Source organism: Legionellales bacterium, from assembly GCA_026125385.1.
GTDB lineage: Bacteria > Pseudomonadota > Gammaproteobacteria > JAHCLG01 > JAHCLG01 > JAHCLG01.
Genome location: JAHCLG010000018.1, coordinates 1 through 14,872, shown reverse-complemented (window position 1 = coordinate 14,872; position 14,872 = coordinate 1). Strand labels below are relative to the sequence as shown.

14 protein-coding genes, 1 tRNA gene and 1 pseudogene are annotated in these 14,872 nt (G+C 40.7%); 14 read left to right on the top strand and 2 right to left on the bottom strand.

What is annotated here, in order from left to right:
• Nucleotides 1–23 precede the first annotated feature (23 nt).
• Nucleotides 24–329, bottom strand: a pseudogene (locus tag KIT27_07940) (NYN domain-containing protein).
• A 259-nt stretch (nucleotides 330–588) separates the two neighbouring features.
• Nucleotides 589–664: transfer RNA gene (locus KIT27_07935), tRNA-Thr, on the bottom strand.
• A gap of 120 nt (nucleotides 665–784) precedes the next feature.
• On the opposite strand from KIT27_07935, the gene KIT27_07930 reads away from it, so the two are divergent.
• The 14 genes from KIT27_07930 to KIT27_07865 all read left to right on the top strand — a co-directional run bounded on the left by KIT27_07930 (nucleotide 785) and on the right by KIT27_07865 (nucleotide 14,844).
• The gene (locus KIT27_07930) at nucleotides 785–1,969 is read left to right on the top strand and encodes a beta-lactamase family protein (protein ID MCW5589575.1); all 1,185 of its coding nucleotides are present in this window, start codon (nucleotides 785–787) and stop codon (nucleotides 1,967–1,969) included.
• Between the two features lie 87 nt (nucleotides 1,970–2,056).
• Nucleotides 2,057–2,413, top strand: coding sequence for an NADH-quinone oxidoreductase subunit A (gene ndhC, locus KIT27_07925; GenBank protein MCW5589574.1), 357 nt, complete (start codon nucleotides 2,057–2,059; stop codon nucleotides 2,411–2,413).
• Nucleotides 2,404–2,895: an NADH-quinone oxidoreductase subunit B gene (locus KIT27_07920; GenBank protein ID MCW5589573.1), complete on the top strand. Its 492-nt coding sequence runs from the start codon at nucleotides 2,404–2,406 to the stop codon at nucleotides 2,893–2,895. Before ndhC ends, KIT27_07920 begins: the two co-directional genes overlap by 10 nt.
• Nucleotide 2,896: 1 nt before the next feature.
• Nucleotides 2,897–3,598, top strand: a complete 702-nt coding sequence (locus KIT27_07915; GenBank protein MCW5589572.1) for an NADH-quinone oxidoreductase subunit C — start codon at nucleotides 2,897–2,899, stop codon at nucleotides 3,596–3,598.
• The gene (locus KIT27_07910) at nucleotides 3,591–4,844 is read left to right on the top strand and encodes an NADH-quinone oxidoreductase subunit D (protein MCW5589571.1); all 1,254 of its coding nucleotides are present in this window, start codon (nucleotides 3,591–3,593) and stop codon (nucleotides 4,842–4,844) included. The genes KIT27_07915 and KIT27_07910 overlap by 8 nt, the downstream gene beginning before the upstream one ends.
• Before the next feature lie 13 nt (nucleotides 4,845–4,857).
• Nucleotides 4,858–5,352 (top strand): NADH-quinone oxidoreductase subunit NuoE, encoded by a 495-nt coding sequence (gene nuoE, locus KIT27_07905; protein MCW5589570.1) that lies wholly within the window; start codon nucleotides 4,858–4,860, stop codon nucleotides 5,350–5,352.
• A 3-nt stretch (nucleotides 5,353–5,355) separates the two neighbouring features.
• Entirely contained in the window at nucleotides 5,356–6,636 is a 1,281-nt protein-coding gene (gene nuoF, locus KIT27_07900) for an NADH-quinone oxidoreductase subunit NuoF (GenBank protein ID MCW5589569.1), read from the top strand.
• Nucleotides 6,637–6,667: 31 nt separating this feature from the next.
• Nucleotides 6,668–9,046, top strand: a complete 2,379-nt coding sequence (gene nuoG / locus KIT27_07895) for an NADH-quinone oxidoreductase subunit NuoG (GenBank protein ID MCW5589568.1) — start codon at nucleotides 6,668–6,670, stop codon at nucleotides 9,044–9,046.
• A 4-nt stretch (nucleotides 9,047–9,050) separates the two neighbouring features.
• Nucleotides 9,051–10,076, top strand: a complete 1,026-nt coding sequence (gene nuoH, locus KIT27_07890; protein ID MCW5589567.1) for an NADH-quinone oxidoreductase subunit NuoH — start codon at nucleotides 9,051–9,053, stop codon at nucleotides 10,074–10,076.
• 11 nt (nucleotides 10,077–10,087) lie between these two features.
• Entirely contained in the window at nucleotides 10,088–10,576 is a 489-nt protein-coding gene (gene nuoI, locus KIT27_07885; GenBank protein ID MCW5589566.1) for an NADH-quinone oxidoreductase subunit NuoI, read from the top strand.
• Nucleotides 10,577–10,583: 7 nt separating this feature from the next.
• The gene (locus KIT27_07880; protein ID MCW5589565.1) at nucleotides 10,584–11,210 is read left to right on the top strand and encodes an NADH-quinone oxidoreductase subunit J; all 627 of its coding nucleotides are present in this window, start codon (nucleotides 10,584–10,586) and stop codon (nucleotides 11,208–11,210) included.
• 18 nt (nucleotides 11,211–11,228) lie between these two features.
• Complete coding sequence (nuoK, locus tag KIT27_07875) at nucleotides 11,229–11,531, top strand: NADH-quinone oxidoreductase subunit NuoK (protein MCW5589564.1); 303 nt, start codon at nucleotides 11,229–11,231, stop codon at nucleotides 11,529–11,531.
• Nucleotides 11,532–11,552: 21 nt separating this feature from the next.
• Entirely contained in the window at nucleotides 11,553–13,511 is a 1,959-nt protein-coding gene (gene nuoL / locus KIT27_07870) for an NADH-quinone oxidoreductase subunit L (GenBank protein MCW5589563.1), read from the top strand.
• A 10-nt stretch (nucleotides 13,512–13,521) separates the two neighbouring features.
• Nucleotides 13,522–14,844, top strand: a complete 1,323-nt coding sequence (locus tag KIT27_07865) for an NADH-quinone oxidoreductase subunit M (GenBank protein MCW5589562.1) — start codon at nucleotides 13,522–13,524, stop codon at nucleotides 14,842–14,844.
• Nucleotides 14,845–14,872: the final 28 nt, after the last annotated feature.

Here is a 14,872-nt window from a genome sequence, read left to right as displayed (position 1 = left end):
ATTCATTACAAAGGTGGTGTTCCAGGCTTTGGATTAACAACTCTTGCTGTAACTTCATGCGTTAAATAATGACCATAGTAAATTTCGATTTCAGGAATATATTCTTGGAGCGCTTGTAAATAATATTTTTGTCTTAGCCGCGAATCGTTATTATTTTCTCGACTAGAAATAGTCGCTGTATAATATTTTATTTTGGTGATGGTGTTGAGTGCGGGATCTAACAGTTTCTCAAAAAGACCTTTCAAATCTAACCATTTAAATGATGTTTTTCTTAAGCAGCCATAATACAAATTGAAGCCATCGACGTAAATAATGGTAAGTTTTAATATGTTTTCCAAACCCCCAAAAAGCAAGGGCCTCCGAAGATGCCCTGCGTCCTACGGGAATAGTCGTAGGGGAAGTAGTAAATTAAGTATATGCTAATCAAATTAACAAGTTTAACCTGTATCAGCATTGGCCGTTAATGCAGCTTTTTTACACCTGAAATGAAGGTAACGCAAGTAACGTTATAAAAAATTAATATTATACGCTGAATAAAGCATTGTATTTATAAAAATAAATTAACTTTTTGATTATATGGCATTTTCTTGGTGCCGAAGAGAGGAATCGAACCTCCGACCTACTGATTACGAATCAGTTGCTCTACCGACTGAGCTACTTCGGCGTTGGTCGTAAAAGACCGAAAGTCTATCTTATTTTCCCCTAAAACTGCAAGATAATGATTGAAAATATCAGGAGGGTCTTATTAAAATGCTGGCAACGCTTAGCAGACAGGAAGTCATTAATGTTCAAATCAATCGTGGGGTGTATAGTCGTCTTACTCTTATCACCTTTAGCTTTTTCTCAATCAACTCAACTTCTAATTCTGACCCGGCAAATCCAAGACATCGTTAATAAAAATCAACAGTTGTATTCACTCCCTGCGTTATCAATCAGTTTAAGCGTGCCGCGAGAAAAATTAAATATTAATTGCGTGAGTGGTTATTATACGTTGAGTCAACAGAAAAAAATTTCTACTCGCACTTTATTTCAAATTGGTAGTATCACCAAAACTTTTACCGCAACTATTGTTTTTCAATTAATCGAAAAACATCAACTGCAGTTAAATGACACTTTAGAAAAATGGTTGCCACACTATCCACGGTGGAAAAAAATTACGGTTCTCGATTTATTGCGTCACACCAGTGGCATCGCAAATTATACTCATGGAACAGCATTTGATGCAGAGTTAAGAAAGTATCCTCATCAAATTTGGACATTGCAAAAAATTGCGGATCTTGCCTATTCTTTACCGTCTATTTCAGCACCTGGAAAAAGTTATCACTATACCAATACCGATTATATTTTATTAGGATTAATTATTGAAAAAATCACAGGAAACTCGCTTCAAACTATTTTTGATGAATATTTAAAACAGTATTCTCTCACCCAAATTATTTATACCCCTATCACTTACCCACCCGCGGTTAAAAAGTTTATTGCGCACGGATATAATCGCGATGGTACTTTTCCGTATAATACGGATGTGACAGCGGTGAGTATGTCTTATAATCAATCCGCAGGTGCTCTGATTGCAACGCCACGAGCATTGAATCAGTGGTTACAATTACTCTTTAATAAAAAAATCATTAATTCACAGTCATTATCGATGATGACACAAGTGATTTCCGAGGTTACTGCAAAACCCATTGATCCTAAAATATTAACGACAACCCCTGCATTAGCGAACACACAAGTTTTTGTTGAATTAGGCGCCGGTGCTGGCATGGGATTAGTTTACTTTAAACAGGTAGGTTACACCTGGGTGCATGCTGGTGGCACACCGGGATATGAATCATTTTTTGCCTATAACCCTAGTCATAATATTTATCTTACCTTGGCGTATAGTGTAAAACCTAAACAACAATTGATATTTACGAAAATTGCCGCAGATATCTTTCGCGTTCTGGACAATCCTGTAAATAAATAAAAATCTCCTAGAACTTTGTTGTTTTTTTTCTTATACTTGGTGCCTGCCATAAGGCGGGGTGTTTAGCATTATTTTATGGGGGAAATCATGCTACAAGAATTTTGGCCAATATTACTCTTTATTGGCGTAGCAACAGCAATTGGCATTGTGCCAATCATTGCGGGCAGCATTTTAGGCCCGAAAAAACCCTACGCAGAAAAACTAGCCCCCTACGAATGCGGGTTTAGTGCCTTCAACGATGCACGTATTCCTTTTGATGTGCGTTTTTATTTGGTTGCTATCTTATTTATTTTGTTCGATTTAGAAACTGCTTTTTTTGTTCCCTGGGCGGTGGTTATGCGTAAAATTGGCTGGCCAGGACTTATTGCCATGGGATTTTTTCTTTTTTTATTATTACTCGGCTTTATCTATGAATGGAAAAAAGGGGCGTTGGAATGGGAGTAGCAGAGCAAACCACATCGCAAGGCTTTGTCACCACATCGCTGAATAAACTCATTAATTGGGCACGCACGGGTTCGATGTGGCCAATGACTTTTGGTTTAGCTTGTTGTGCGGTGGAAATGATGCATGCTGGCGCTTCGCGCTATGATTTGGATCGTTTTGGCATTATGTTTCGTCCCAGTCCCAGACAGTCCGATGTCATGATCGTTGCGGGAACATTATGTAATAAAATGGCACCCGCGTTACGCCAAGTTTACGATCAAATGCCAGAACCGCGTTGGGTCATTTCCATGGGATCATGTGCTAACGGTGGTGGCTATTATCATTATTCGTATTCGGTAGTGCGTGGTTGCGATCGCATTGTGCCGGTCGATATTTATGTTCCAGGTTGCCCGCCGACGGCAGAAGCATTGCTATACGGCATTATCCAATTACAAAATAAAATTCGGCGTACTAATAATTTTATTCGTGAAGGGAAAAAATAGCATGGCCGATATTCACAGATTATTATCTGCACTGCAAAATCAGTTTGCCCATAAATTGCAATCATTAGAATACCAGCATCAAGAAATTACTATTGAAGTCGCGAAAGAAAATAGTCATAGCCTTTTTCTACAATTGCGCGATCAGCCAGAATTTGATTTTGCACAATTAATCGATGTGTGCGGCGTGGATTATGCTCATTACGGCTTAGCACATTGGCAAACCGATAGAGCCACGGCCACAGGATTTGATCGCGGGGTAGAACAAATACCTGCAGAGCGCATTCATGAATGGAGCAAACCCCGATTTGCCGTGGTATATCATCTGTTATCACTCACTCATAATTGGCGATTACGCGTACGCGTATTTATCGATGAGTCGGAAATGAGTGTGCCATCGGTGGTGGATATCTGGGCGGCGGCTAATTGGTTCGAACGCGAAGCATTCGATTTGTACGGTATTTATTTTATCGATCACCCCGATTTGCGACGCATTTTGACGGATTACGGGTTTATTGGTCATCCATTTCGCAAAGATTTTCCCTTAAGCGGTCACGTGGAAGTGCGCTATGATGCCCACGAAGGTCGAGTGATTTATGAAAAAGTCGATATTGAACCGCGAGTCTTAGTACCCAAAGTGATTCGCGATGATAACCGCTATTTAAAAACTGAAGCAGAGCGTAAACAGGAAAAAGCGCATGGCTGACATACGAAATTACACCTTAAATTTTGGGCCTCAACATCCCTCCGCGCACGGTGTTTTGCGCTTAGTGTTAGAACTGGATGGCGAAACGGTGCAACGTGCCGATCCACACATTGGTCTTTTGCATCGTGCTACAGAAAAATTAGCGGAAAGTAAACCCTTTAATCAAAGTATTGGTTACATGGATAGACTCGATTACGTCTCCATGATGTGCAATGAACACGCTTATGTATTAGCCATCGAAAAATTATTAGGCATTGAAGTGCCCATCCGTGCACAATACATCAGAGTGATGTTCGATGAAATCACCCGTATTTTAAATCACTTATTATGGCTCGGAGCGCATGGTTTAGATATTGGCGCAATGACCGTATTCTTATATGCGTTTCGTGAACGCGAAGATTTACTCGACTGTTACGAAGCCGTAAGTGGCGCACGCATGCATGCCACCTATTATCGTCCTGGTGGTGTTTATCGCGATTTACCTGATAGCATGCCCCAATATCAAGCATCACCCTGGCGCAATGAAAAAGATGTAAAAAAATTAAATGAAAATCGTGGAGGCTCATTACTGGATTTTATTTGGGACTTCACTGAACGTTTTCCCAACTGTGTCGATGAATATGAAACGTTGCTAACCGATAATCGTATTTGGAAACAACGCACCGTGGGTATTGGTGTGGTTTCCCCTGAACGTGCCATAGCACTGGGATTCACAGGTCCTATGTTGCGGGGTAGTGGAGTAGAGTGGGATTTACGCAAAAAACAGCCCTATGAAATTTATGATCGTTTGGATTTTGCCATCCCGGTTGGCGTAAATGGCGATTGCTACGATCGTTACTTAGTTCGCATTGAAGAGTTGCGTCAATCTAATCAGATTATTCGTCAATGTGTCGAATGGCTACGCGCTAATCCTGGCCCTGTGATTTTAAGCGAACATAAAATTATTCCTCCCCATCGCGTCGACATGAAAAACGATATGGAATCGCAAATTCATCATTTTAAATTATTTACAGAAGGTTATTGTGTGCCTTTGGGCGAAGCCTATGCCGCGGTCGAACATCCTAAAGGTGAATTCGGTATTTATTTAATTTCCGATGGCGCGAATAAACCGTATCGTCTCAAAATTCGTGCGCCAGGATTTCCGCATTTAAGTGGTCTTGATGAAATGTCGCGCGGTCACATGCTCGCCGATGTGGTAGCAATTTTATCTAGCCAAGATATCGTCTTTGGCGAAATTGATCGGTAATTTAGGAGATACCATGTCAGAAAAACAATTAACCCAGTTGATTAGTGCCGAGCGTATTGCGGAAATTGATCATTGGATTGCAAAATTTCCTCCCGATCAAAAACAATCAGCTTCTTTGCAAGCCTTGCGAATTGTCCAAGATGAAAAACAATGGCTTTCCGAAGAATTAATTTGTGCGGTAGCCGATTATTTAGACATGCCAAAAATTGCAGCATTTGAAGTGGCCACTTTTTATAGTATGTATGATTTAAAACCGGTTGGAAAATATAAAATTAATATTTGTAATAGTATTTCTTGTCAGTTAAATGGCAGTGAAAAATTAATCGAACACGTCGAACAAACCTTAAATATTAAAGTCGGTGAAACCACGCAAGATGGCAAATTCACTTTAAAAAAAGTGGAATGTTTAGGTGCGTGTGTTAATGCGCCAGCTTGTTATATTGGGCGTGATTATTACGAACATTTAAGCAATGAAAAACTCGATCAAATTCTCAAAGAATTGGGGTAAAGAATGGCTAACGAAGTTTGCTTTCGCACAATACATTTAGAACGTCCGTGGGACATCGCCACCTATGAAAGTGCTGGTGGATATAAAATGATCCGCAAAATTTTAAGCGAGCAAACATCGCGCGATGATATAATTCAAGAATTAAAAACCGCCAATTTGCGGGGTCGAGGTGGCGCTGGATTTCCCACCGGATTAAAATGGAGCTTCATGTCACCAAAAACGCCAGGACAAAAATATTTAGTGGTTAACTCCGATGAAGGTGAACCAGGCACTTGCAAAGATCGTGATATTTTACGCTATAATCCTCATCAATTGCTCGAAGGCATTATGATCGCGTGTTATTGTATTGGTGCAGATGTCTGTTTTAATTATATTCGTGGAGAATACTGGGAACCTTTTACGCGAGTAGAGCAAGCTTTGCAACAAGCCCGTGATGCCGGATTAATTGGAAAAAATATTTTAAATTCTGGGTTTAATTTAGAAATTCATAATTTATTAGGTGCTGGTGCGTATATTTGTGGTGAAGAAACTTCTTTGATGAATTCCATCGAAGGGCGCAAAGGATATCCGCGATTTAAACCGCCGTTCCCCGCTAATTATGGGGTTTATGGCAAACCCACCACCATCAACAACACCGAAAGTATTGCCTCTGTTCCAGTGATTTTAGAAAAAGGCGCGAAATGGTTTTTAGAACTGGGTCGTCCAGATGGCGGCGGCAGTCGTTTATTCAGTGTCACGGGACATGTTAATCGTCCAGGAAATTATGAAGTGCCATTGGGCACACCTTTTCGTGAACTCTTAGAAATGGCTGGTGGCGTGCGTAATGGTAATCAATTAAAAGCGGTCATTCCAGGTGGAACCTCTATGCCAGTATTGCCCGGTAATGTCATGCTCAATCTTAATATGGACTACGATAGCGTCAGCAAAGCCGGATCAAACCTAGGATCGGGCGCTGTTATTATTATGGATGAAACCACATGTATGGTAAAAGCTCTTTGCTCAATTTCTGAATTTTATTCTAATGAATCGTGTGGGCAATGCACCCCTTGTCGCGAAGGGACTGGCTGGATTGAGCGCATGGTTCATCGTATCGAACATGGCTTAGGTCAACCCGACGATTTAGAGCGCTTACGCACTGTTGCCAAAAATATTGAAGGTCGCACGATTTGTGCGTTAGGCGAAGCGGCAGCATGGCCTGTCGGTGGTATGTTAAAACATTTTTACGACGAATTTGAATATCACATCACCCATAAAAAATGCATGGTAGGCAATCATGCACATTAATGGGGTTTATATAGGGTAAAAGGATTCAACAATGATCAATATCGAAATTGATGGCAAAAAAATTGAAGTCGAAGAAGGTTCGATGATCATCGAAGCCGCTGATGATGCGGGAATTCATATTCCGCGTTTTTGTTATCATAAAAAATTATCGATTGCGGCTAATTGTCGCATGTGTTTAGTCGAAGTGGAAAAAGCGCCGAAAGCCTTGCCCGCATGCGCGACACCTGTTACGCCCGATATGAAAGTTTATACGCACTCCGATCGCGCACTAGAAGCACAAAAAGCGGTGATGGAATTTTTACTGATTAATCATCCTCTCGATTGCCCGATTTGCGATCAAGGCGGACAATGCGAATTGCAAGACGTTGCTCTCGGCTATGGAAAATCCGTATCTCGTTATAATGAAGGTAAACGTTCTTTCGACGATGAAGATTTAGGATCATTAATCGCTACCGAAATGACTCGTTGCATTCATTGCACCCGTTGCGTGCGTTTTGGCGAAGAAGTGGCAGGTATTCGCGAATTAGGGGCCACTGGTCGCGGTGAATATACTCAAATTGGCACGTATATTAAACACAGTTTAACGTCAGAAATTTCTGGCAATATTATCGATGTGTGTCCAGTGGGTGCCTTAACCTCAAAACCTTTTCGCTTTCGTGCACGCGCCTGGGAATTACAACAATTCGATGGAATTGCACCTCACGATTGTTTAGGCTCACACCTCCATATTCACGCCAGACGCGGTGAAGTGATGCGAGTGGTGCCCAAAGAACATGAAGCGATTAACGAAGTATGGTTATCCGATCGCGATCGATTTAGTTATGAAGGTTTAAATAGCGATGAACGCTTATTAAAACCGATGATCAAACGCGATGGGCAATGGCAAGAAGTAGAGTGGGTAGAAGCCTTAAAATTTACAGCAGAGCGTTTAGGGAAAATTTCTGCGCATCATAGTGCTTCTCAAATCGGTGGCATTATTTCTCCGAGTGCAACTACCGAAGAATTATTTTTATTTCAAAAATTATTACGCGGTTTAGGAAGTTATCACATCGATCATCGTTTACGTCAAAGTGATTTTCGCGATCAAGATCGCACGCCATTATTTCCAGGCTTAACATTTGCGATCGCTGATCTAGAAAACATTGAAAGCGCGTTATTAATTGGCTCAGACATTCAGCGCGAACAACCTGTGGCTAATATTAAATTGCGTAAAGCAGCGCTAAACGACGCGAAAATTGCGAGTATTAATCCACTCGATTTTAGCTTTAATTTCCCTCAAACGCAGCGCTTAATTGTTCATCCAGATTTAATGGTAGCAAATTTAGCGGCGATATTGCGTGTTTTGTTAGAAAAGGCCGGTGTCAATAGTGATTCGCATTTTAGCGATCAATTACGCGGGATTGATATCACCGACGCACATCGAGAGATAGCGGAAGCATTACGCGATCACTCTCAAAGTGTAATTGTCTTAGGCGCCTTAGCTTACATGCATCCACAGATGGCGGATATTTATGCATTAGCACAACACATTGCGGCTTTAACCGACAGTAAAATAGGTTGGTTAACCCAAGGTGCAAACACAGCAGGTGCATGGATCGCCGGATGTGTGCCTCATCGTGGAGCGGTAGCAACACCGTTAGCCAAACAAGGTTTAACCCTACGCGATATGTTTTTACAACAATTAAAAGCCTATATTTTATTTAATGTCGAACCAGAATTAGATTGTGTGAATCCGCAAGCCGCTACCAGCGCATTAAAAGCGGCAGATTTAGTGATTGCTTTAACACCTTTTAAAGGTGGTGTGGTGAATGCGCATGCTGATGTGCTATTACCTATTGCCTCATTTACAGAAACTTCTGGCACATTTATTAATGCTGAAGGAATATGGCAAAGCTTTAATGGTGCGGTTTCTCCGAAAGGTGATGCGCGACCTGGCTGGAAAGTATTACGTGTCTTAGGAAATTTATGCGAAATTGCCGGATTTGATTATAACGATTCCACGGAAATTCGCGATGAATTGCAAAAACTTTATCAACACTATCAACCTCAGCATCACGATATTTTTCCGGTAGAAAAAATTACGCATACCGTTAAAAATAATGAACTCACTCGTATTACTCAATGGCCAATGTATCGCGTGGACAGTTTAGTTCGTCGTGCCAGCGCGCTGCAAGATTGCGCTGCCAATGAAATGGTGGGAGTGTATATGAACCAAGCTAGCATCAATCAATATCACTTAACGCCAGGTCAAAAGGTACAAGTGAAACAACAGCAACACAGTGTGGAACTTTTATTATATCTCGATGAACGTGTGCCGAATCATTGCGCGTATATTGCAGGCGGTTTTAATCAAACTGCGAAGTTGGGCGATGCATTTGCAACCGTGGAAATTAAAACAGTAGGCGAATAATCATATGTGGGAACCAATATTAGGATTTATTTGGATTATTTTAAAAATTTTAGCGATTATTTTGCCATTACTCGGCGTGGTGGCGTATTATACGTTATTAGAACGTAAAGTTATTGGTTATATCCAAATTCGTTTGGGGCCAAACCGTGTGGGTTTTCGTGGTTTATTACAACCCATTGCCGATGCCGTAAAACTTATTTTTAAAGAAGTTGTTATTCCAGCTAAATCCAATCGCTATCTATTTATTATTGCGCCAGTTCTCAGTATTGTGCCAGCGTTGGCTGCTTGGGCAGTGATTCCATTTTCAGAGTGCTTAGTCTTATCCAATATTAATGCTGGTGTTTTGTATGTGTTTGCCATTGCATCGATTGGAGTTTACGGTATTTTAATTGCGGGCTGGGCATCGAATTCTCGCTATGCTTTATTAGGTTCATTGCGTGCAGCCGCACAAACGGTTTCTTATGAAATTGCAATGGGTTTTGCGTTAGTCGGGGTGTTAATGGCAGCTGGCAGTACTAACTTAAGCGATATCGTGCGTGCGCAAAGCGGTGGAATTGCGCATTGGTATTTTATTCCACTGTTTCCCTTATTTTTAGTCTATTGGATTTCTGGGGTTGCCGAAACGAATCGCGCACCCTTCGATGTGGCTGAAGGGGAGTCAGAAATTGTGGCGGGATTTCATGTGGAATATTCCGGCATGACCTTCGCTATTTTCTTTTTAGCGGAATACGCTAATATGATTTTGATTTCTACTTTAATCAGTTTATTTTTCTTAGGTGGTTGGTTATCACCTTTGCAAGGTATTGCTAGTTTAAAGTTGATTGATCACTATATTCCAGGAATAATCTGGCTCTTTATTAAAACCGGATTTTTTATGTATGCGCTTTTATGGTTTCGTGCGACGTTTCCGCGCTATCGTTACGATCAAATCATGCGTTTAGGTTGGAAAGTATTAATCCCCGTTACCATCGTGTGGATTATTGTCTTAGCCTTATTTATTCAATTTAAATTACCGCCTTGGTTTGGCTGAGGGATGGCATCATGAAATTCATTAGACGTTTTTTTAATACATTTTTATTATGGGAATTAGTGAAAGGATTGCGTTTAACTGGACGTTACTTTTGGGCGCGCAAAATTACTATTCAATTTCCCGAAGAAAAAACACCAGCGTCTCCGCGTTTTCGTGGACTGCATGCGTTGCGTCGCTATCCTAATGGTGAAGAGCGCTGTATCGCTTGTAAATTATGCGAAGCCGTGTGTCCTGCATTAGCAATTACCATTGAATCTGAGCCACGTGCCGATGGTTCGCGTCGTACCACGCGTTACGATATCGATTTATTTAAATGTATTTTTTGTGGATTTTGTGAAGAATCGTGCCCGGTAGATTCAATTGTTGAAACCAGTCTTTCGCATTATCACATCGAACATCGCGGGCAAAATATTATGACTAAAACCCAATTGCTAGCAATGGGCGATCGTTATGAAAAATTAATTGCTAAAGATAGAACCGAAGACAGCAGGTATCGTTAACATGGACATGAATTTTCTCATTCAACACATCGTATTTTTTGTATTTGCTACTATTGCCATTATTTCGAGTTTATTGGTGGTCACCTCACGAAATCCCGTGCGTGGTGTATTGTGTTTAGTATTAACGTTTGTGGCATCTGCCGTCCTATGGATTTTATTACATGCTGCCTTTTTAGGCTTAATTTTAGTCTTGGTTTACGTCGGCGCAGTCATGACCTTATTTTTATTTGTGGTTATGATGTTGGATATTGATATTGTTCCTCAACAGCAAGGTTTTGTCCGATACTTACCCTTAGGAATTTTAATCATGTCAATTTTAGTTGGCGTGATGATTTGGGCATTATCCCCCCAACATTTTCATTTCATTCAAACTTCGCAAATCGCTACAGTGGACGACAATAACGTTGCCGCCGTGGGTAATTTATTATTCACCGATTATCTTTATGCATTTGAATTAGCCGGTGTATTATTGTTGGTCGCTATGATTTCTGCGATTAGTTTGGCGTTTCGCGGACGTCGTCCCAATAGCAAAGGTCAACGGGTGCATGAGCAAGTTAAAATTCGCCGCGCTGATCGCGTGCGTTTAGTGAATATCGTAAGCGAACCCAAATCACCAAAATCAGACAATGAATAACAGGAGCCATTGGATATGATACCGCTAACGTATTATTTAATTGTTGCTGCGATTATCTTTGGCATTAGCATGGCAGGGATTGCGATTAATCGTAAAAATGTCATCACGTTACTGATGTGTATTGAATTAAATTTATTAGCCGTGAATTTAAATTTTGTCGCCTTTTCGCATTTTTTGCATAACACGGCGGGTGAAGTATTTGTATTTTTTATTTTAACTGTTGCCGCAGCGGAAGCAGCCATTGGTCTTGCGATTTTAATGCTGATTTTCCGTAATCGTGGTTCAATTGATGTTGAAATGCTGGATCAATTAAAAGGATAAACCGTGGACCAACTACACACTATTATAGTATTAATCGTTTTGCTGCCCATGGCAGGCAGTTTAATTGCAGGAATTTTAGGCCATAAAATTGGTCGCGAAGGTGCGCATCGCATCACCATTTTAGGAGTAGGTGTGGCGTTTGCGTTGGCGCTCTATGTCGCGAAATTAATTTTTATCGATAATCAGGCAGCCCAATCCTGGACATTATACACCTGGGTGAATAGTGGTAGTTTTGATTTTAGTATAGGATTTTTAGTGGATCGTTTATCCACATTGATGCTACTCGTTGTCTTATTTGTTTCATTCTTAGTTCATATTTATAGTATTGGTTACATGCAAGACGATCCGGGCTACCAACGTTTTTTTAGTTATATTTCAGCTTTTACGTTTGCCATGTTATGTCTAGTGCTCGGAAATAATTTCTTAGTATTATTTTTTGGCTGGGAAGGTGTTGGTTTAGTTTCCTATTTATTAATTGGATTTTGGTTTAAAAAAGAATCGGCCGTGCAGGGCAGCTTAAAAGCGTTTTTAGTCAATCGTGTAGGCGATTTTGGATTTATTTTAGGACTGGGTGCAGTATTAACGCATTTTGGTACATTAGATTATGCGACTGTTTTTGCAGATGCACCAGCACTAACGCAAACTCACGAATTAATTACGGTATTCCCCTTCATGCACTGGCAAGTGATGAGTGCGATTTGTTTACTATTATTTATTGGTGCAATGGGTAAATCGGCACAAATACCTTTACACATTTGGTTGCCGGAATCCATGGAAGGCCCCACACCCATTTCAGCATTAATTCACGCGGCTACCATGGTAACAGCGGGTATTTATATGGTTGCACGTTTATCCCCGTTATTCGAATTATCACCCGTGGCCTTAAGTACCATCATGATCATTGGTGCAACCGGCGCATTATTTTTGGGAATTTTAGGTCTTGTACAAAATGATATTAAACGAGTAGTTGCCTACTCCACCCTGTCGCAATTAGGCTACATGGTGGCAGGATTAGGCGCATCAGCATTTGCTGCCAGTATTTTTCATTTAGCAACTCATGCTTGTTTTAAAGCATTATTATTTTTAGGTGCCGGCTCGGTTATTATCGGCATGCACCATGATCAAGATATGCGTAATATGGGCGGTCTTTATAAATATATGCCGATCACCTATCTCACGTTTTTAATTGGCAGTTTATCGCTAGCAGCAATTCCACCTTTTTCAGGATTTTATTCCAAAGATGCGATTATTGAAGCGGTGGGACATGCGGAACTTTATGGAAGTCATTACGCTTATATTTGTGTTGTCATCGGATCGTTTGTTACTGCACTTTACACCTTCCGTGCTTTTTTCATGACTTTTCACGGCGAAGAAAGAATAGATCATCACACGCGTGATCACTTGCACGAATCACCATGGACGGTATGGTTACCTCTAGTCATTTTAGCCATTCCTTCGATTTTTTTAGGCGCACTATTAAATTATCATATTCTTTACGATCCCAATTCGCTATTAGGCTCATCCATTTTAGTTGCCAAACAATACGATGTCTTAGGCGCGATGTCAGCGGATTATCCGGGAATTGTCGGCATGATAACTCATGCTGTAATGACCTTGCCTTTTTGGTTTGCAATGGCGGGTATCTTGGTTGCCTGGATTTTTTATCATCAATATCCGCAATTGCCAACGAAAGTTGCGCGTAAAATGGAAATAATTTATTTAATATTAATCAATAAATACGGTTTTGATTATTTTAACGACGTTATTTTTGTACGAGGTTCTCGCCGGTTGGGGAGCTTTTTTTATAAAGTTTCCGATTTAATTTTTATCGATGGTTTTTTTGTGAATGGATCAGGACGTTTAGTCAATCGTTTATCGTCAATGATTCGACGTTTGCAATCCGGTTATTTATATCATTATGCTTTTGTCATGGTGATTGGATTATTATTTTTCTTGTGTTGGTTAGTATTAGGCGCGTAAAGGAAACAGAATGTTATACAATTTTCCCGTTTTAAGTGTATTAATTTGGTTACCGATCATTGGTGCAGCAATTATTTTAATGACCGGTGACGATCGCAATGCCGATGCCGCGCGGATTATTGCTATCGTGATTTCCACGGCAAGTTTAGTGTTATGTGTGCCATTATTTTTTAATTTTGATTATCACACACCACAAATGCAATTTGTTGAACATATGGAGTGGATCAAACAATTTGGGATCAACTACGATTTAGGTGTGGATGGTATTTCTATGCCTTTTGTGATTCTCGCCACTTACACCACACTCGTCGTAGTGCTAGCAAGCTTAAGCACCATTAAACACAAAGTCGCGCAGTATTTAGCCGCTTTTTTATTAATGCAAGGCATGATGGTGGGAATTTTCGCCTCAACCGATGCCATGTTATTTTATGTCTTTTGGGAAGGTATTTTAATCCCAATGTATATTTGTATCGGGGTGTGGGGCGGTAGTAATCGTACTTATGCTTCGATTAAATTTTTCTTATATACTTTTTTAGGCTCGGCATTAATGCTGGTCGCACTCCTTTATTTACACGTCAAAGCCGACAGTTTCAAAATTGCGGATTTTTATCCACTCCCATTATCCTTGCCGGCACAGATGTGGATATTTATTGCCTTTTTCTTAGCATTCGCCGTGAAAGTGCCAATGTGGCCAGTTCACACCTGGTTGCCCGATGCTCACACCGAAGCGCCCGCCGGAGGTTCAGTGATTTTAGCGGCATTAATGTTAAAAATGGGTGTCTACGGATTTTTACGTTTTAGTTTGCCCATTGTGCCAGATGCTTGCGGTCATTTAGCGTGGTTTATGATTGCGTTATCGCTGGTGGCAATTGTTTATATTGGTTTTGTTGCCATCGTCCAAACCGACATGAAACGTTTAATTGCTTATTCCTCCATTTCGCACATGGGAATTGCCACTTTAGGTTGTTTTATGGTGTATGAAATTGTTCGCATTACCCATAATTACCACGATGCTTTTTTAAGTTTAGAAGGCGGTATGGTGCAAATGCTATCGCATGCCTTTAGTTCTGGCGCGATGTTCTTAGGTGTGGGCGTGCTTTACGATCGTTTACACACACGCTTAATTAAAGACTATGGCGGGGTGGCGTTAAAAATGCCGGTATTTGCCGCACTTTACATGGTATTTGTCATGTCTAATGTGGGGCTTCCTGGTACGGCCGGATTTGTCGGCGAATTTATGGTGATCATCAGCTCATTCCGTACTCATTTTTGGATTGCATTTGCCTCCGGTATGAGTTTAATTTTAGGCGCGGCTTATACTCAGTGGATGTAAAAACGCGTATTTTATGGCGAAGTAGCCA